Source organism: Streptomyces sp. BA2 (assembly GCF_009769735.1).
Taxonomy (GTDB): Bacteria; Actinomycetota; Actinomycetes; order Streptomycetales; family Streptomycetaceae; genus Streptomyces.
In genome coordinates, this window is record NZ_WSRO01000002.1 from 5,440,489 (window position 1) to 5,457,791 (window position 17,303).

The 17,303-nt window shown below is 70.0% G+C and carries 16 protein-coding genes and 1 pseudogene; 10 read left to right on the forward strand and 7 right to left on the reverse strand.

Annotated elements, in window-relative coordinates; genetic code table 11:
* The first annotated feature begins 256 nt into the window (after positions 1-256).
* Together E5671_RS27340 and E5671_RS27345 are read left to right on the forward strand one after the other, a co-directional pair.
* A complete protein-coding gene (locus E5671_RS27340; RefSeq protein ID WP_160506569.1) occupies positions 257-658 on the forward strand; it encodes a hypothetical protein in 402 nt (133 codons plus the stop codon).
* Positions 655-1,710: a hypothetical protein gene (locus tag E5671_RS27345; protein WP_237330249.1), complete on the forward strand. Its 1,056-nt coding sequence runs from the start codon at positions 655-657 to the stop codon at positions 1,708-1,710. Before E5671_RS27340 ends, E5671_RS27345 begins: the two co-directional genes overlap by 4 nt.
* A 58-nt stretch (positions 1,711-1,768) precedes the next feature.
* On the opposite strand, the gene E5671_RS27350 is transcribed toward E5671_RS27345, so the two are convergent.
* The 5 genes from E5671_RS27350 to E5671_RS27370 form a co-directional block, all read right to left on the reverse strand.
* A complete protein-coding gene (locus E5671_RS27350) occupies positions 1,769-2,113 on the reverse strand; it encodes a hypothetical protein (RefSeq protein WP_160506570.1) in 345 nt (114 codons plus the stop codon).
* A gap of 103 nt (positions 2,114-2,216) precedes the next feature.
* Positions 2,217-2,651 carry a hypothetical protein gene (locus tag E5671_RS27355; RefSeq protein ID WP_160506571.1) on the reverse strand — a complete coding sequence of 145 codons (435 nt, stop codon included), beginning with the start codon at positions 2,649-2,651 and terminating at the stop codon, positions 2,217-2,219.
* 101 nt (positions 2,652-2,752) lie between these two features.
* A complete protein-coding gene (locus tag E5671_RS27360; protein ID WP_160506572.1) occupies positions 2,753-3,340 on the reverse strand; it encodes a barstar family protein in 588 nt (195 codons plus the stop codon).
* A 20-nt stretch (positions 3,341-3,360) separates the two neighbouring features.
* Complete coding sequence (locus tag E5671_RS27365) at positions 3,361-4,434, reverse strand: hypothetical protein (protein ID WP_237330250.1); 1,074 nt, start codon at positions 4,432-4,434, stop codon at positions 3,361-3,363.
* Positions 4,435-4,436: 2 nt separating this feature from the next.
* Positions 4,437-5,066 carry a hypothetical protein gene (locus E5671_RS27370; RefSeq protein ID WP_336605860.1) on the reverse strand — a complete coding sequence of 210 codons (630 nt, stop codon included), beginning with the start codon at positions 5,064-5,066 and terminating at the stop codon, positions 4,437-4,439.
* A 488-nt stretch (positions 5,067-5,554) separates the two neighbouring features.
* Here E5671_RS27370 and E5671_RS27375 point away from each other — a divergent pair, with 488 nt between their 5' ends.
* From E5671_RS27375 to E5671_RS27400, 7 genes and pseudogenes are all read left to right on the forward strand, one after another.
* Positions 5,555-8,524 carry a bacterial transcriptional activator domain-containing protein gene (locus E5671_RS27375; protein WP_160506573.1) on the forward strand — a complete coding sequence of 990 codons (2,970 nt, stop codon included), beginning with the start codon at positions 5,555-5,557 and terminating at the stop codon, positions 8,522-8,524.
* Positions 8,525-8,622: 98 nt separating this feature from the next.
* On the forward strand, positions 8,623-9,348 hold the full coding sequence (locus E5671_RS27380; protein WP_160506574.1) for a prepilin peptidase: 726 nt from the start codon (positions 8,623-8,625) through the stop codon (positions 9,346-9,348).
* Positions 9,349-9,419: 71 nt separating this feature from the next.
* The gene (gene mqnC, locus E5671_RS27385; RefSeq protein ID WP_160506575.1) at positions 9,420-10,619 is read left to right on the forward strand and encodes a cyclic dehypoxanthinyl futalosine synthase; all 1,200 of its coding nucleotides are present in this window, start codon (positions 9,420-9,422) and stop codon (positions 10,617-10,619) included.
* A gap of 7 nt (positions 10,620-10,626) precedes the next feature.
* Positions 10,627-11,226 (forward strand): imidazolonepropionase-like domain-containing protein, encoded by a 600-nt coding sequence (locus E5671_RS27390; protein WP_160506576.1) that lies wholly within the window; start codon positions 10,627-10,629, stop codon positions 11,224-11,226.
* Positions 11,227-11,400: 174 nt separating this feature from the next.
* Positions 11,401-12,093, forward strand: a complete 693-nt coding sequence (locus E5671_RS27395; RefSeq protein WP_160506577.1) for a demethylmenaquinone methyltransferase — start codon at positions 11,401-11,403, stop codon at positions 12,091-12,093.
* A gap of 190 nt (positions 12,094-12,283) precedes the next feature.
* Positions 12,284-12,352: pseudogene (locus E5671_RS47090) on the forward strand (zinc-ribbon domain-containing protein); the annotation flags it as partial.
* Between the two features lie 330 nt (positions 12,353-12,682).
* Positions 12,683-14,911, forward strand: coding sequence for a hypothetical protein (locus E5671_RS27400; protein ID WP_237330991.1), 2,229 nt, complete (start codon positions 12,683-12,685; stop codon positions 14,909-14,911).
* Between the two features lie 38 nt (positions 14,912-14,949).
* On the opposite strand, the gene E5671_RS27405 is transcribed toward E5671_RS27400, so the two are convergent.
* The gene (locus E5671_RS27405) at positions 14,950-15,297 is read right to left on the reverse strand and encodes a PASTA domain-containing protein (RefSeq protein ID WP_443032705.1); all 348 of its coding nucleotides are present in this window, start codon (positions 15,295-15,297) and stop codon (positions 14,950-14,952) included.
* 77 nt (positions 15,298-15,374) lie between these two features.
* On the reverse strand, positions 15,375-15,914 hold the full coding sequence (locus tag E5671_RS27410; protein WP_336605861.1) for a GNAT family N-acetyltransferase: 540 nt from the start codon (positions 15,912-15,914) through the stop codon (positions 15,375-15,377).
* A gap of 97 nt (positions 15,915-16,011) precedes the next feature.
* On the opposite strand from E5671_RS27410, the gene E5671_RS27415 reads away from it, so the two are divergent.
* The gene (locus tag E5671_RS27415; protein ID WP_160506579.1) at positions 16,012-17,301 is read left to right on the forward strand and encodes a geranylgeranyl reductase family protein; all 1,290 of its coding nucleotides are present in this window, start codon (positions 16,012-16,014) and stop codon (positions 17,299-17,301) included.
* Positions 17,302-17,303 lie beyond the last annotated feature (2 nt).

Genomic DNA, 17,303 nt, shown 5'->3' on the forward strand with positions numbered 1-17,303 from the left:
GGGCCGGGTGCGTACGTGGGTGGGGCTGCCGTGGGTGTGTGCGGTTGCGAGTGGGCTGGTGCTGGTGGGGTGTGGTGGGGGTGCGGACCCCCAGGGCCCCGACGAGATCGCCGGCGTTGACCAAGGGACTGAGAAACCGTCGGCCACGGCGTCCGCCGCCCCAGGCGACGGAATCGCGCGGCCCAAGATCACTCTCCCGGCAGGCGACCAACTCGTCTTCGAGCCACGGGAGACGGGTGACGCGAGGACGGACGCGGTGCTGCGTGACAACGCCGAGTACTTGCGTGCCGTCGACGAGGCGATCGGTGACCAGGAGCCCAGATCCAAGGCGGTGGCCTTCTACAGCAAGGGCTCGGCCTACTTGGACTCCGTGGAATGGATCGGCGGCTTCGTCGAGGAAGGCACCACGGTGACGGGGACGGTGCGGTACGTCGATCGGCGGGTCACGTTCGGCGAGGACGGTTCAGCCGGGCTCACGTACTGCGGGGACGAGTCCAAGGGCTACACCAAGGACCTCAAGACGAAGAAGACCAACGTCACCCCGGTCACCAAGGATTCCTACGTCTTCTACAACGACCGACTGAGGAAGAACGCCAAGGGCGTCTGGCAGGTCACCAAGAGCGTGTCGGAGCGCGGCAGCAAGGCCTGCCGCCCATGAACGGTCACCGCACCGCAGCCGTCGCGCTGGCCGTCGGCGCCACACTGCTGATCACGTTGCAGGCCGCACCGCCTACCTGGGCCGATCGAACCGGCGGGGGCTCCGGTGGGAAGGTGAAGGGCGGGGCGAACGGCCGCGTCATCACCGCGGAGACCCGCGTACGGACCTCGGTTGTCGGCGGCGGCGCAGGCCACGCCTCCGAGACCGGCTCACCGTCCCCGGTGGGCGTCGCCTGGACACCCCCCGCCTGCTGGTACGAGCCCGCGTTCTCGCCCAAGGAGATCCAGAGCACCGTCAAGGCGTGGCGGGCCTTCGGGGCGAGTGCTCCGCTCGTCGGGGGGATCGGTCACGTCATCAGCGATGCGATGGAGCACCGCTACAAGGACGGCCACCCGTACAAGAACTACAACCTCTCCAAGCAGGGCGAGGGAATGTTCTGGGCGTCGGTGATCAACCCCAACCGCGAGGACGACCCCGAGGCGACGTCCTGCGACCGGCAACCCTTCTGGGTGGACGAGGGACAGACCCCGGCGGAGCCCATGGCGGCATCGCCGGAGATCCTCGCCCAGTACGCGTACGACGAACTCCCCGTCCCCGGAACCGAGATCAAGATGGCCCCGAGGGGCACGTCTACGGTGAACCTGCCCACCTGGGTCTGGCTGGACAAGGGCAGGTTCAAGAAGGTCAGCGTCACCGCGAGCCTGCCCGGCACGGGCCTCTCGGCGACGACGACGGCCGAGCCGGAGTCCTTGCGCATCGAGCCGGGCACGGCTGACGCGGAGGTTTACCCAGCCTCGGGGAGCTGCTCGCTCGCCAAGCGCGGAGGCGGCATCGGCGAGCCCTACGCGCGAGGCAAGGCGAACCGGGTGCCGCCGTGCGGCGTGACGTACATGCGCTCCCCGGGAGCGAACGCGACGTACGCCCTGCGTGGCACGCTCACCTGGAAGATCAGCTGGTCCAGCAGCACGGGCGAGGGCGGCACGCTGCCGCCCGGCTCCTTCGGCGCAACCCAGCGGATCCCCGTACAGGAGATCCAGTCAGTGAACCGCTGAACCGTTGACCTGACCTAACCCCACCTGACCCGGCGGCGCGTGGGGATGCGGCGGCCTGCTAGTCGCCCTCTCCCTTGCCCTTCCCCTTGCCGCCCTTGTCCTTCACGCCCTCGGAGACATCCTTGGCGAGCTTGTCGTCCAGCTTCTTGAATTCCCGTACGACGGCGTCGGACATGTCGGCCAGCGCGTTCAGCTGCTGGGTGATGTCCTCGCGGCCGTCCTCCCAGTTGGACTCGAAGTCTTCGAGCGCGTCGTACACGCCGCCGTCGCCGATGTCGTCCTTGTAGGACTCGAAGGTCTTCTTCGTCCGGTTCATCCGGTCCTTGACGGACCGCAACCGGCTTCCGTAGTCCTCCAGATCACTGAGCGGGAGCGCGAGGTCGCTCTTGCCTTTACCACCCATGCCGTCGTCTCCCCCTCTTGGTGTTCCGGATCGCTTCGTACTCGGACGAGTATGGCCTGTTCAGTGGCGTCCGGGGCGGGAGTGCGCCCATGAGGACCGGGGACTACTGAGGTGTGTGGAAGGTGAGGCCCGAGATGTCGTACTCGGCGAAGTGCTCAGAGAAGAGCGTGACTTCGCCGTCCTGGGAGTCGGCTCCGCAAAAGTAGCGCGGGCCGGGCGCGCGCAGGTACAGCACGTCGATGTCCCGCAATGCGTCCTCGGTGCGGCAGAGGACGGCGGGTTCGCTGCCGGTGTACGTGATCAGCACGAAGGGGTGGCCGCCGAGCGGCGTGCTGCCCCAGGCCTCGGTGAAGGCAGGGTCGTCGGAAGGCGCCGTATCGATCTCGGTATGCGGGACGGCTGCCCACCGGATCCGGCTGGAGGTCCAGGGAAGGGATTCCAGGTAGCGCTCAAAGGTGGCGGAGTACGCGGGGTCAAGAATGCGGTGGCCGTGTTCGGCGAGCCATTCCCGCAGATGGTCGTGGTCGGTATATCCCATGCCCTTATCCGCCGGCCCATTCCCCGCCATGAAGGCCAACTCCCTTAGGAACTAAACTGTTTGCGCCCGAAAGCACATGCGAAGCTATCGCGCCCGTGCAGCTACTGGGACGTTGGTGGTGATCCACTCGGTTCCGAGCCGGCGTCGGGCCAGTCCTCGCCGGTCAATGTCGCCGTCAGACGCCCCTCTTCGCGTTCCACGCCGACGTCCGTGCCGTTTGCTGCGGCCATGGCGAAGGCGGTGAGTGCGGTGCTGTCCAGGAGGAAGACGAAGTGCAGAGTGAAGGGCGGTGTGTCCTGGTCGCGTACTCCATCGGCGTCGAGCTGAAGATTGGCCCTCCAAGCCGCCTGGCAAAGGACTGAGACGAAGAGTCCCAGGAATTCGACACTCAGCAGGCAGTCGGCGTTGTCGATCAGGACCGCGATGTCCTTCGTGTCGCCCCCGTGGCCGTGCCAGTCATGGAGACAGTCCACGAGCGCGTCCCAGTTGTGGCCGAAGTGGCCCGGGAAGGAGAGTTCCCGGGCGAACGTGGCGAACAGGGTGCCCGGATCTCGCAGCTTCCTGCCGTCCAAGCGGATCAGGCGTCCGCCCTGCTTCTGGAGCTCGGCCGTCTCGATGCTCAGCCATGGGTCGTCGTGGCGTGTGAAGACGACCCATGGCGAACGACGCTGGGTGAGGGTGGCGCCCACGGTGGGGATCCTGGGTCAGGTCAGCGGTTGATCGACTGGATTTCCTGGACGTTCATGTCCTGGGTCGTCTCGAAGGTGCCGTTCGGCAAGTCGTGCTTGCCGTCGTTGTCCGAGCCCTCCCAGGAGATTTCCCAGGTGATCGATGCCTTCAGCTCGTACGGCTTTCCGTCGGTCGCCCGGAGGTACTTGATGCCGCACGGCGGGTCCTGCTTCGACTTGCCCTTGGTGTACGGCGTGCCGATGCTTCCGTCGTCGTTGATCGTGCATTCGGCGGATGCGGGGAAGGTCTCGGCGTCAGCCGTGCCTGGCTCCAGGTGAAGGCTCTTCGGCTTGGCCGTGGTCTCTGCCCAGAGGCCCGTGTTCGGGAGTTCCGCGCGGACCTTGACGTCCTTGAAGGTGCCCTTGTCCAGCCACACCCAAGTCGGCAGATTCACCGTCGACTTGGCCTCGGGCTTCAACTCGACTTCGGTCTCGGGGACCTTCACCTTGTCGTAGGCGTACTCGGCGAGCATCTCCGGCGTCGGGGCGTTCGGGATGTCGGGGACCGTTCCCGCGTCCTGCCAGAACATGATGCGGCCGCAGTCCCAGGAATCCGGGTGGGTGTCGTCCGGTGCGACACCGCGCCAGAAGTAGCCGTCCTTGCCGATGTTGTAGTTCTTGTAGCCCTCGGCGTAACTGTTCTCGTCGTCGAAGTTGTCGTTTGCCTCGCCCTTGTCGTAGTGATCGATGAAGATCGCGTCCGACCAGAACTCGTGGATACCGGCGTCGTCGACTTCCCCGGCTTCTGCGGCCTTCTTGAGCTGCTCGGGCGTGTAGACGGGCTCGTACCAGCAGACCGGAGGCTCCCAGTTGGGGTCGATCGATGCCAGGTTCCCCTTCTTGCCCCCGCCGTCTCCGCCGCTCTTGTACGAGATCTGGATCGACGAGTGCGTGACACCGGCCCCGAGGTTGCCTTTGTCGTCCACGCTGCCGCCGCCTTCGTGGCCCGGGCCGCCCAGCGCGAACGCGGGGGTCGGAACGAGAGCGGAGGCGATCGCCAAGGGGGCGATCACCCGGACGACAACGGTGCCCATGGTGCTGCGAGTGGAGCGCATGATCAGCATCCCCCAGGTTCGGTCTCTACCGAGGTGGTCATCCAGACGCCGTTGTCGCCCTTCTCGAGGGCCGTGCGGTACTGGACCTTGGGGGACTCGCCTTCGGGAGTCCCTTCCTTCTTGCCGGTCTTGAGGTCCTTGCTGAAGCCCTTGCTCTCGTCCACGCAGTAGAAGAGGGTCGCACGGCCCTTCTCACGGATCTCCGCCTCGGGGTTGAAGGCCTTGACCTCGCCGGTGATCGTCAGCCCCTTGTAGCCCTTTACCCAGTCTTCGCCGGTGGTGAGGGCGCCCCGGGCACTGTAGAAGGCCAAGTAGTCGGCCTTGGGGTTGGCTTCGCCGATCGCGGCGTACGTACCGCGGAGTCGTTCCTTGCCGTCGTTCAGGATCGACTGAACCTTCGGATCGCTGTCCGTCCAGCCCTCGAAGTCAGCCTTGAAGGACTTCGGCAGAGTGATCTTGGGGCGGTCGACGTCCGAGGATTCCGACGCGGTGGGCGACGGCTTGCTCGACCCCTGCCCCGCCCCCTCGATCTTGTCCGAGGAGTCATCACTCCCACCGCCCCCACAGGCAGTCAGGAGCAGAGCCGCGCTCGCCACCAGAGTGGCAGCGATGGGCATGGTGCGACGGGCCACGATTGCAGTCCCCCAGAGTTCGGCAGAGTTGGACATGTGTGCAGGAGAGAATGGAGCCGGACGACGCTACCAGGCGTGGGTTACCAGTACTGGTGGGCTTTGTGAAGGCTCTCGCGTTCTGTGCGGTGACGGAAGCGAAGGGTCCTCAAGTGCTACGCGCGTGCAGCGAATCCGTGCCGGAACTGTGACGGGCGGGGATGAATGCCCGTCCTGGGCGGGTAATCGCGGGTCATCGCGGGTAATCGGCGGGTCATCACGGGGGAATCGCGGGGTGGGATCGGGCACGCTCCGTGCGCTGATAGGTGGGCTTATGGAGCAACTCGGGTGTAAACGGGCATCCGCCCAAGCCCCTTGGGAGCCCTTGGAAGCCGTTGCCTCTGTCTGACCTTCGGCCCCTTCCGTACCATCGCCTCAGTACGCTCAGCCCACCGCGGCACAGACCGCTGATCCCCATCCGCTCCCTCTCAGAGGACAACAGGACACCCGCCATGGCGCGCACCACTTCAAGTTCGACAGGCGGCCCGTCGGCTCCACGGAATCGGACGCCGCAGCCGCTGCCCCGGCGTCGTCGTACGTTCGGGGACTTCGTCAAGGCGTTCCTCGCCTTTGTGGCGTTGGCCGCGCTCGTCTTCGGCGTGCCTGGTGCCCTCGCGTACGCCGTGGGGTGGCCTCTTCCGGGCGGTGCGCCCTCGCTGGACTGGTTGCAGCAGGAGATCACGGTCGGGACGTTCATCAACGTACTGACCGTCGTCGTCTGGCTCGCCTGGGCCCAGTTCACCGCCTGTGTGCTGGTCGAGGTCAAGGCCGCGCTCTCCGGTGTGGGTATGCCGGGCCGCGTTCCCGGCGCCGGGGGCAGTCAGCTGCTTGCGCGTCAGCTTGTCGCCGCCCTTCTCCTCGTCGGCGCCACCGCCGCCAGCTTCGCGCCGGGGCTCTCGCAGTTCGGGCAGTCCCTGGAGGGGAATCAGAAGCCCGCCTCCGCCGCTTCCGCCCAGCAGACCCCCGGCGGTCTCTTCGGGCAGGAGCAGGCAGGCAGCGCCGCGAGTGCCGTCGCCGAGCAGGCCGAGCAGGCGGCCGCCCAGGCGGGCAGCAACGCCAAGGACGGGGACACGAAGTACTACCGGATCCAGCCTCCCGAGGGCCGTCATCACGACTCCATGTGGGAGATCGCTGAGCGGCACCTCGGAGACGGGCGCCGGTACAAGGAGATCTACCAGCTCAACAAGGACCGCGAGCAGCCCGACGGCTCGCGGTTGTCCGAGGCCAGCCTCATCCGGCCCGGCTGGATCATGGAGATGCCCGCGGACGCGCACGGCGGCGAGCTCGTCGAAATGCCCGACGAGGCGCCCAAGGTCTCGCAGGACGTGAAGGAGCAGATCTCCGACTACGCCAAGTCCGGGGATCACCAGCAGGGCGGCGGTCAGCAGGGCGGCGGTCAGCAGGGTGACCGCGATACTGCCCACATCACCATTCCTGAGCAGCGGCCCTCCGACGCGGGCAAGGGGCAGGGGCAGCAGGAAACTCCCGTTGCCGGCAGTCAGTCCGAGGAGTCCTCCTTCGGGCTGCCCGAGGCGCTCATCGGGGCTCCGCTCCTCGCCGCCGGGCTCCTCGGCGCGCTCGGACGCCGCCGCCGTCACGCGCTGTGGCAGTCGGCCATGGGTGCGGTCGGCGGCCGTCGCGGCATGGAGCCGCCGACGCCGACCGGGGGCGCGGCCGATGTGCAGGACGCGCTGCTCGTGGGCGCCGACCCCGAGGGCGTACGCCTTCTTGATCTGTCGTTGAGGGGGCTCGCCGCCGCGCTCGCCGAGGAATCGCGGGCTCTGCCGACCGTCTACGCCGCCTGGCTCAGCAACGGCGATCTGCATCTCCAGCTCGCCCAGCCCGCCGGACGGCCCCCCGCTCCTTGGCAGTTGGGGCAGGATCAGACGTTCTGGATGCTGGCGCGCACCGATGCCGAGCGGTACGAGGAAGTGGAAACCGCCGCTCCCTACCCGGGTCTCGTCAGCCTGGGAACGCTCGACGACTCGCGGCTGCTGCTCAATCTCGAAGCTGTGCCCGGTGTCGTGTCGCTGAGCGGGCGCGAGGCCGACCGTGCCGCCGTCTTCGCCTCCGTCGCCGCCGAGCTCGCCACCAACGGCTGGTCCGACCGCATGACGATCACCCTCGTCGGCTTCGGGCAGGACCTGACGCCGCTCGCGCCCAACCGCCTTCGGCACCTCGACGACATCGAGGCGCTCATCGAGACGATGGAGGCGGAGACGCGGCAGCGGCGCGGAGCCCTGGGCGCCGCCGGGCACGACTCCGTGCTCACCGGCCGTACGGGGCCCGCCCAGCACACGCGCTGGGCGCCGCACCTGGTGCTGCTCGCCGCTGAGCCCGAAGGGGACGACGCGGTGAAGCTCGCCGAACTGGCCGCCGACGCGAGCCGGTTGGGCATCGGGTACCTCGTCGGTACCGAGTCCGGTGACCTGCCGGGTGCCGCGTGGGAGATGGAGATCACCCCCGAGGGCAAGCTGCTCGCCCCGCTGCTCGGTCTTGAGCTGGAGGCGCAGGCGCTGCCCGAGGCCCAGCAGCGGGCCGTCGTGGAGCTCTTCGTCGACGCCGACCCGGGCGAGGGTGAGGGCGCTGGTTCTGCCGGTTCCGGTCGTACGGGCGCCACCCCGCCGTTCCTCGTCGACGTCACCGAGCAGGGCCGGCCCGCGGTCTACGCGCGCCTCGTCGGTACGTACGAGATCATCGGCCTCGACACGCCGGACGGTGAGCGCAGCCCGCTGATGCACGAGGCGCTGGCGCTGCTCCTGCTGCACCGCGAGGGCGTGCACCCCCGGGTGCTCTCCTCCGCGCTGTGGCCGCGCGGGGTCACCGAGGACGTACGGGACGCACTCATCGACCGGCTGCGGGAGTGGCTCGGCACCGAGCCCGACGGGTCGCCCCGGCTGCGGGCCGACCGGAGCGGGCGGCTCACGCTCGCCAAGTCCGTCGTATCTGATCTGGATGTTCTGCGGTCGCTCTACCACGAGGCGACTCAGGGGCGCGGGGCCAACAGCCGGGCCGTGCGCGGGCGGATGCTCACCGACGCGCTGGTGCTCGTACGAGGGCCGTTGCTCGCGGACCGGCCGCAGGGGCGGTACGCGTGGCTCACGCACGAGATCATCGACGCGCAGCTGCCGCTGCTCGTCGCCGACATCGGGCTCGCCCTCTCCGAGTTCCACCTGGAGAAGGGGCGCGCGGAGAAGGCCATCGAGGCGTTGAACGCTTCGCTGAATTCCGCGCCGGGGGATGAGCGGCTCTGGAACGAGTTGCTGCGGGCGACTCATGCGGTGGGTGAGCCCGCGCGCCTCCGGCAGGTGGCCGCTGACCTCGTTGCCCGGAGTGGGGCTCGGGGCGTGCCGCCCCGGACCGAGGCTCTGCTGGACGAGCTCCTGCCTACCTGGCGCAGTGGGCTCACCGCCGTGGGGTAGTTCCTTCGCTGCGGGGGGTGGGGCGGTTTCGAGGCCGCCGCTTCGCGGCGGATCTCTCCCTCCCACCCACCCGTATCTCCGCGTCTAGAGGGTGACCGTTGGACCCGTTCTTGTACGTCGTCGTCGGCGGCGCCCTCTGGGGCGCCGTTGCCGGGCTGTTCGTGCCGCGTGCCGTCTATCGGCTGGCCGTCTCGCCCGACGAGGCCTGGCGGGACAGCTGTCCCGAGGGGCATCCCCTCGGCGGCTGGGTCGGGCTCGCGCGGTGCGGGGAAGGGGACCGCTACGGGCCCCGGGCCGTCGCCGTCGCCCTGTCCACCGCCCTCGTCTCCGCCGCCCTCGCCGCCGCCACGGGCCCGCGGCCCGAGCTCGGCGTCTGGCTGCTGCTCGCGCCCTTCGGCGTGCTGCTGGCCGTCGTGGACTTCGGGGTGCACCGGCTGCCCGACGTGCTCACCCTGCCGCTCGCCGCGGCCGCGCTGGTGCTCCTCGGGGGCGCCGCGCTGCTTCCCGAACACGGCGGTAACTGGGCCAACGCGCTGTACGGGGCGCTCGGCCTCGGCGGTGCGTACTTCGTGCTCTTCCTCATCAGCCCGAACGGCATGGGCTTCGGCGACGTGAAGCTGGCGCTCGGCCTGGGGGCCGCCCTCGGCTGGTACGGGTGGGGCGCGGTGTTGCTCGGCACCTTCGCCGGGTTCCTGCTCGCCGCGCTGTACGGCGGGTTCCTGGTCGTCGCCCGCCGCGCCGGGCGCAAGACGGCCATCCCGTTCGGGCCGTTCCTGATCGGCGGCGCGTTCGTGGGGCTGCTCATCGGGGCGTACGCCGCCTGACGTCAGGCGGCGAGATCCCCTGGCGTACGCTGAATCAGTCCGCCCACAACCCTTACGAAAGGGACGCCCCGGTGACCGAGAAGGCCGACCTTCAGTCCGTCCTCGACCGTGCCGCCGCAGGTGGGCGGATCAGCGCCGAAGAGGCGCTCGACCTCTACCGCGATGCCCCGCTGCACGCGCTCGGCGCCGCCGCCGACGCGATCCGCCGCCGCCGGTACGCCGGGACCGAGCACATCGCGACGTACATCATCGAGCGGAACATCAACTACACGAACGTCTGCGTGACGGCGTGCAAGTTCTGCGCCTTCTACGCCGCCCCGAAGGACACCAAGAAGGGCTGGACGCGCGACCTCGACGACATCCTGCGGCGCTGCGCCGAGACCGTCGAGCTCGGTGGCACGCAGGTGATGTTCCAGGGCGGGCACCACCCGGACTTCGGCGTCGAGTACTACGAAGAGCACTTCTCGGCGATCAAGAAGAACTTCCCGCAGCTGGTCATCCACTCCCTCGGCGCCTCCGAGATCGAGCACATGGCCCGCATCTCGAAGGTCTCCGCCGAGGAGGCCATCCAGCGGATCAACGCCGCCGGGCTCGACTCCTTCGCCGGGGCCGGCGCCGAGCTGCTCCCGGCCCGCCCGCGCAAGGCCATCGCCCCGCTCAAGGAGAGCGGTGAGCGCTGGCTGGAGATCATGGAGATCGCGCACGGTCTGGGCGTCGAGTCGACGTCCACGATGCTCATGGGTACGGGCGAGACCAACGCCGAGCGCATCGAGCACCTGCGGATGATCCGCGACGTACAGGACAGGACCGGTGGCTTCCGGGCCTTCATCCCGTACACGTACCAGCCCGAGAACAACCACCTCAAGGGCCGGACGCAGGCCAGCATCTTCGAGTACATCCGCATGATCGCGATCTCGCGGATCTTCCTCGACAACGTCGCCCACATCCAGGGTTCCTGGCTGACCACCGGCAAGGAGGCCGGTCAGCTCACCCTGCACTACGGCGCGGACGACCTCGGCTCGGTGATGCTGGAGGAGAACGTCGTCTCCATGGCCGGCGCCAAGCACCGCAACAACCTGCGCGACATGATCGACATGATCCGCACCGCGGACCGCGTCCCGGCCCAGCGCGCCACGACGTACGAGCACCTCGTCGTGCACGACGACCCGGCGAACGACCCGACCGACGACCGAGTCGCCTCGCACATCTCCTCCACGGCGATCGAGGGCGGCACGGCGCACCCCGAGCTGAAGCTCCTCGCCTCCAACTGAGGCTGTCGTGCGCACACTTCACGTCGCCGATGGCACACCGGAGGCGGCTGTCCTGGTCGACGGGGCGAGCGTCGCCGCCGTCGGCCCGTACGAGGAGCTGACCGCCGCGCACCCTGCCGCGCGCGTGCGGCGCTGGCCCGGCATCCTCACGCCGGGCCTGCTCAACCCGTACGGTCCCGAACTCCTTGAGGCCACCTACCACCCCGACCCGCGCGAGGCCGACTGGCTCGGCACCGAGCCCATCGGCGGGGAGCGGGCGCGGGCCCTCTTCCGCGTCGACCCGTCCCGGGTGGGCGCCAGCGCCCGCCGCGGCGTACAGCGGCTCTTCGCGCACGGCACGGTGGCCATCGCGGGCGAACTGCGGGCCAGGCCCGTCGTCGACACCGTCCGCAGGGCGGGCCTGGCGGTCGGCCGGCGTCCACCACAGCTGCCGGGTCCGGCGTCCCTGTCACCGACCCCACTGGTCCTCCTGCCACCCCTGAGCGAGGGCGCCCCGGCCCGCTTCGCGATCTTCGACGTCGCCGACCGGGCGGAGCTGGTGCGCCAGGGCGCGACGACGTGCGTGGCAACGGTGATTGCAGGCCGAATGGTGTACCGAGCCCGCTAAGACAGCCCCGGAGGGGCATGCCTCAGGGGCGCGGGGCTGTGTCGATTTGCGGCTCCGCCGCGTGGGCGCGAGCAACCACGACGGACCCGCACCCGCAGACGGGCCGCACCAGGCAGACGCACCGCGAAATCGCCCGCCGCAGGCGAGGCGGCGGCGGCCTGCCACAATAGCGGGGTGACCCGAGCCACCCTGGAAAAGCAGCCGCACGAAGTCGCCTCCATGTTCGACGACGTGGCGGAACGGTACGACCTGACGAACGACGTGCTGTCGCTCGGCCAGGCGAGGCTGTGGCGCAAGGAGGTCGCGAAGGCGGTCGACGCGCGCCCCGCGCAGAAGGTGCTGGACCTCGCCGCGGGCACCGCGACCTCGTCCCAGCCGTTCGCCCGAGCGGGAGCGTACGTCGTGCCCTGCGACTTCTCGCTCGGCATGCTCCAGGTCGGCAAGGCGCGCCACCCCTGGATGCCGTTCACGGCGGGCGACGCGACGAAGCTGCCGTTCAAGGACGACACGTTCGACGCCGTCACGATCTCCTTCGGGCTTCGCAACGTCCACGAGACGGACGAGGCGCTGCGGGAGATGTACCGCGTGACGAAGCCCGGCGGCCGGGTCGTCATCTGCGAGTTCTCGCACGCGACGTGGACGCCGTTCCGCACGGTCTACGAGGAGTACCTGATGCGGGCGCTGCCGCCGGTGGCGCGCGCGGTCTCCTCCAACCCCGACGCGTACGTCTATCTCGCGGAGTCCATCCGCTCCTGGCCGGACCAGCCGACGCTGGCCGCGCGGCTTCAGGACGCGGGCTGGTCGAAGGTGGCGTGGCGGAATCTGACGGGCGGGGTCGTGGCCCTGCACCGGGGGTTCAAGGCGTAGGCCCATCTCGGGGCGTCCTGGCCCGAGTTGACGGGAACCAGCCACCGGGCAAGATGTGTCCGTTGTGATACGACTCCGCCGACGCGACGGAGCGATGCGAAGCCGCTCTTTCGCATCGGCCGCCGCGGGATCGCTCGGCACGGGTCGGTGTCGGTCTTGCTGGTCATCTCCCCAATGACGGAGCGTTCCCATGGCGTCGTACTGCCCTCACTGCGGGGCACCCACCCCCGACGAGGCCCGCTTCTGCATGAAGTGCGGGCGAGAGCGTCCGCGTGACACGACGGTGGACGCGGGGCCCGCGGAACTGCCCGCGGCAGAGCTGGGCGTTCCCACGTCTGCTGGGGAGGACCCCCCTGCGGCGTCGGCGGCCCCTGAGACTGACGCTGACGCTGACGCACCCGGCAGTGAGGCGTCCCCAGCCGGGCCCGGGTTCACCGAGACGTCCTTCCCCGCGCCGTCCCTCCCCGCCCCTCCCGCATACGTTCCGGGGGCGCCCGCAGCGCCCTCAGCTCCCTCTCCGCTCGGTGCCTTCTTCGGGCGTGCGCTCCGGGGGGACTGGGCGGGCGCCGCCCAAGCCGCCCTGTGGCCCGTGGGGTTGGTGCTCGTCGCGGCCGTCGCGTTGGCCATTCCCTCGTACGGGCAGGACGACGGTGACGTCGTCGTGGGGTTCGGCGACCGGCTCCGGATCGCCCTCGCGCTGCTGCTCCAGGCAGTCGGCGGCGGCTTCGAGATCTCGGGGAGCGAGCGGCAGCAGTCGTCCCTCTTCGGCGGTGAGAGCTCCAGTGTCGACGTCGCCTTCGACGGCAGCGCCACGTTGCACCTCATTCCGCTCACCGCCACCGCCCTGTGGGTCGGGGCCCTCTTCATCGGCGTACGCATCCTGCGCAGCCGCGTTCTCCTGCGCGCCGGAGGACAGGGCGGTGGCACGGCCGGGCTCGAAGCGGCCGTGCGCGTCACGCTGTTGGTGACCGTGTGCACCCTCGTGCTCAGCCTCTTCGCGCAGCCCGAGATCGAGGGCGTCGAGCTCTCCTCGTCGCCGGTGCTCGCCGCGCTCGGCGCGCTCGTACTGGGACTCGCCGTCACCTGCGGTGTGCTGCACCGCCACGACCTGGCCCAGTGGCTGGCCGCGCGGCCCGGCTGGCAGGCGGCGTTCCGCGCCACCGGCACCGCGCTGCGCGCGCTCGGGATCGTGCTTGCCCTCTGCTCGGTCGTCGCGTTCATCAGCCTCGCCCAGGTCGACGACCTCGAAGGCCTCACCGACCTCGACGACGCCGATGTGTCCCCGCTGCTCATCGCCCTGCTCATGCTGCCGAACCTCGGCATCGCGGCCCTCGGGCTCGGTTGGGGCGCGCCGCTCAAGGCATCGGTGGAAGGCAGCAGTTCGGCGTACGGCGGCGGCTACCAGAGTGAATCCTTCGGGCTCTCCGAGCTCGGGGACGTCACCAACGACTGGGCGATCGTGGGGGCGTTGGCGCTCGGGCTCGTCTGCGCGCTGGGCCTCGGCCTCCTGGCCGCGCGCCGTTCCGCGCACCGGGGGGAGCAACTGCTCGCCGCGGGCGCCTTCTTCGGGCTCTTCCTGCTCCTGGCCGGAGTCGGCGGGTTCAGTGTCGACGCGACCGGAAGCGCTTCGTCGGAGTTCGGCGGAGGCGGCAGCGCGGGCGGCACGGGCAATGGCAGCTTCGAGGCGGGCGTGAGCGTGCCGGACGCGCTGCTGTTCGGGCTGCTCTGGGTCTTCGCCGCCGCGCTCGTCGCCCCGTTCCTGCTGCAGATGACGGGGCAGATGACAGGGCAGGTGCCGGGACAGATGACGGGGCAGGGGGCCGGGACCGGCGCGGCACCGATGCCGCAGGTCCCGCCGATGCCGAGCGGCCCCGCGGGCGCGTCCGGTGGCGCCGTGGACGCCGTGGACGCCGCGGCTGCCGTCACCATGGACGCCCCGATGCACGGAGGCGCCACCCCCGAGCCGCAGGCCTCGCCCGCGCCCCAACCCGCCTACGACCCGGCCGCGAACCCCGCCTACGCCCCCGCCGCCTACGACCCCCGCACCTTCCAGCTGGGCCAGCAGCCCCCCACCCCGTCCCAGCCCCGCCGCACCGCCCTCTGGGCCGGCACCCTCGCCGCCGCCTTCCTCATCGGCAGCGGCATCGCGGCCGGTGTCCTGCTCTGGCAGAACAACGACGACGGCGCGGCCGACAAGGCGGGAGGCAAGGACGACAAGCCCTCCGTCAGCCGCTCCGAGGACCCCACGCAGCCGCCTTCGCCGTCCCCCTCGGCCACCCCCACGGATGAGATCTCCACGGACGAGACCCCCACGGACGCGCCGAGCGCGAGCCCGGACGCCTTGGACGACGCGCCCGAACTGCCCGCGGGCTCCGACCTGGTGTCCGACGTGAGCGGCTTCGAGTTCGCCGTGCCCGAGGGCTGGACCCGGCAGGGCGAGGAGCGGCCGGGGCAGATCGTGTACGCCGGGTCGACCGGACGGGAGGGGTTCATCGTCGGCGTGGTCCCGAACGCCACGTACACCTCGTACGAGAACTTCACGACCATCGAGAAGGACGCCAAGAAGGACCCGAAGAAGTCGGACTACCAGCGGATCCGGCTTGAGCCGAACACCTTCCAGGGGCGCAGCGGCGCGATCTGGGAGTACACGTACACCGACACGGCGGGCCGCGAGATCCATGCGCTGAACCAGAGTTACGTCGCGGACAACGGCACCGAGTACGCCATCCAGCTCTCCTGGCGCGCGGACTTCTGGCCCGCGGGCGAGGGCGAGAAGGTCCACGGGACCGCGCTCGAACACTGGCGGCTCAACGGCTGAGCCGCCCGGCGTCGGCTGAGCCGCCCGGCGTCCCGGCCCTACAGCACGGCGCCGACCTCGCTCTCCGGCTCGTCCAGCTCTCGCCGCAGCCCGCCGTCCGGAGGCCCCGGGCGGCGCGGCTCGCGTACGCCCGCGCCGCCCTCGCCCTCGCTCGGGCCGAGTTCGAACCAGACGGTGACGACGGCGCCGCGCGGGATCCACGTGCCGGGGAGTGGGTACTGCCGGACCACGTGATCGAGGACGACCAGGTGGAAGTCGGGGCGGTCCGGCGCCGCGAGCAGCACGCCGTGCTTCGCCGCCGACTCGCGCGCGTCCACGGCCATGAGACCGATCAGCCGCGGTACGAGCACTTCGTCTGTCCTGGGCGCGTTCGCCACGGATGTCACCCCCCCCAGCAGTACCGGAAGGGTAAGTGCCCCGAAGGGGCGCGGGGAACTGTGCGCTCAGCCCAAATGGCGCCGCGTCAGAGGACGAGACCGAAGCGATGCGCCTGCCGCGGACCCTCCGGAAGCGGACCCCCCGGAAGCGAATACGTCTCCTCGAGCCGCATCCCCAGCCGCCGCGTCACAGCCACCGACCGCTCATTACGAACGTCCACCATCGCCACCACGTCCGGTATGCCCGCCGCGCGCACCCGCTCCAGGGTGGCCCGCGCCGCGGCCGTCGCGTACCCCTTACCCCAAGCGGCGCGCCCCAGCCGCCAGCCGATCTCGATCTTGCCCTGGGGCCCCCAGTCACGCGGCCAGGGCTGCGCGCCGACAAAGCCGAGCGGCTCGCCCTCGGCGTCGAGCAACGTCCAGAGGCAGAAGCCGAGTTCGGCGTCGTGTCTGCGCTGCCGGGCGGTGAGCTCCTCGTACACGGAGAGCTCGGCCGGCGCGCCGCCGTGGAACTCCATGACGTCCGGGTCGTCGAAGAGGCGGTGCCAGACGAAGGCGTCCTCGTGGGTCGGAACGCGCAGGTGTACGGCGGGCAGGGTCTCGGTCGGCAGTGCCTGCTTTGTCACGGGTGGCCCTTCGGCTTACGGATCAGTACCGCTGCATAGACTGCCCATATCCCGTGCCCGCCGGCACACAGATTTCGAGCCTTGGGGAGAACCCGCCGTGACTGAGGCCAAGGCCCTCACCGAACACACCGCTGATGTGATCGTCGTCGGGGCCGGGCCAGCCGGTTCCACGACCGCCTACTACCTGGCGAAGGCCGGACTCGACGTACTCCTCCTGGAGAAGACCGCGTTCCCAAGGGAAAAGGTCTGCGGCGACGGCCTGACGCCGCGCGCCACCAAACAGCTCGTGTCCATGGGGATCGACATCTCCGAGGAGGCGGGCTGGCTGCGGAACAAGGGCCTGCGCATCATCGGGGGCGGCGTCCGGCTCCAGCTCGATTGGCCGGAACTTGCCGCCTACCCGAACTACGGCCTGGTCCGTAAGCGCGACGACTTCGACGAGCAGCTCGCGAACCAGGCCCAGAAGGCGGGCGCCCGCCTGCACCAGCGCTGCAACGTCGGCGCCCCGATCGTCGACGACCGCACGGGCCGCATCACCGGCGTGCACGCCAAGCTCGGCGAGGAGAAGACCCCGGTCACCTTCCACGCCCCGCTGGTGGTCGCCGCCGACGGCAACTCGACGCGGCTCTCCCTCGCGATGGGTCTGCACCGCCGCGACGACCGCCCGATGGGCGTCGCGGTCCGTACGTACTTCACGTCGCCGCGCCACGACGACGACTACCTGGAGTCCTGGCTGGAGCTGTGGGACCGCCGGGGCGCCGAGGACCGGCTCCTGCCCGGATACGGCTGGGTGTTCGGCATGGGCGACGGCACGTCGAACGTGGGGCTCGGCATCCTCGACTCCTCCTCGGCCTACAAGGAGCTGGACTGGCGCGAGGTGTTGAAGGCCTGGTGCGCCTCGATGCCGGAGGAGTGGGGCTACACCCCGGACAACATGACGATGCCGATCCGCGGTGCCGCCCTGCCCATGGCCTTCAACCGCCAGCCGCACTACACCAAGGGCCTGCTCCTGGTGGGCGACGCGGGCGGCATGGTGAACCCCTTCAACGGCGAGGGCATCGCGTACGCCATGGAGTCAGGGCAGATCGCGGCGGACGTCATCGTCCAGGCGCACGCCCGCGCCACCCCCGTCCAGCGCGAACTCGCCCTCCAGCGCTACCCGAAGGTCCTCAAGGACACCTACGGCGGCTACTACACGCTGGGCCGCGCCTTCGTGAAGCTCATCGGCAACCCGAAGGTCATGAAGATCGCCACGCAGCGCGGCCTTACGCACCCGATGCTGATGCGCTTCACCCTGAAGATGCTGGCCAACCTCACCGACCCGACGGGCGGCGACGCGATGGACCGCATCATCAACGGCTTGAGCAAGGTGGCGCCGAAGGCGTGAGG

Bases quoted from the DNA above. Each gene is read 5' to 3' on its own strand.
- E5671_RS27365 (WP_237330250.1), bottom strand. From the start codon at position 4,434: ATGCGCTCCACTCGCAGCACCATGGGCACCGTTGTCGTCCGGGTGATC.
- E5671_RS27345 (WP_237330249.1), top strand. From the start codon at position 655: ATGAACGGTCACCGCACCGCAGCCGTCGCGCTGGCCGTCGGCGCCACA.
- E5671_RS27350 (WP_160506570.1), bottom strand. From the start codon at position 2,113: ATGGGTGGTAAAGGCAAGAGCGACCTCGCGCTCCCGCTCAGTGATCTG.
- E5671_RS27375 (WP_160506573.1), top strand. From the start codon at position 5,555: ATGGCGCGCACCACTTCAAGTTCGACAGGCGGCCCGTCGGCTCCACGG.
- E5671_RS27355 (WP_160506571.1), bottom strand. From the start codon at position 2,651: ATGGGATATACCGACCACGACCATCTGCGGGAATGGCTCGCCGAACAC.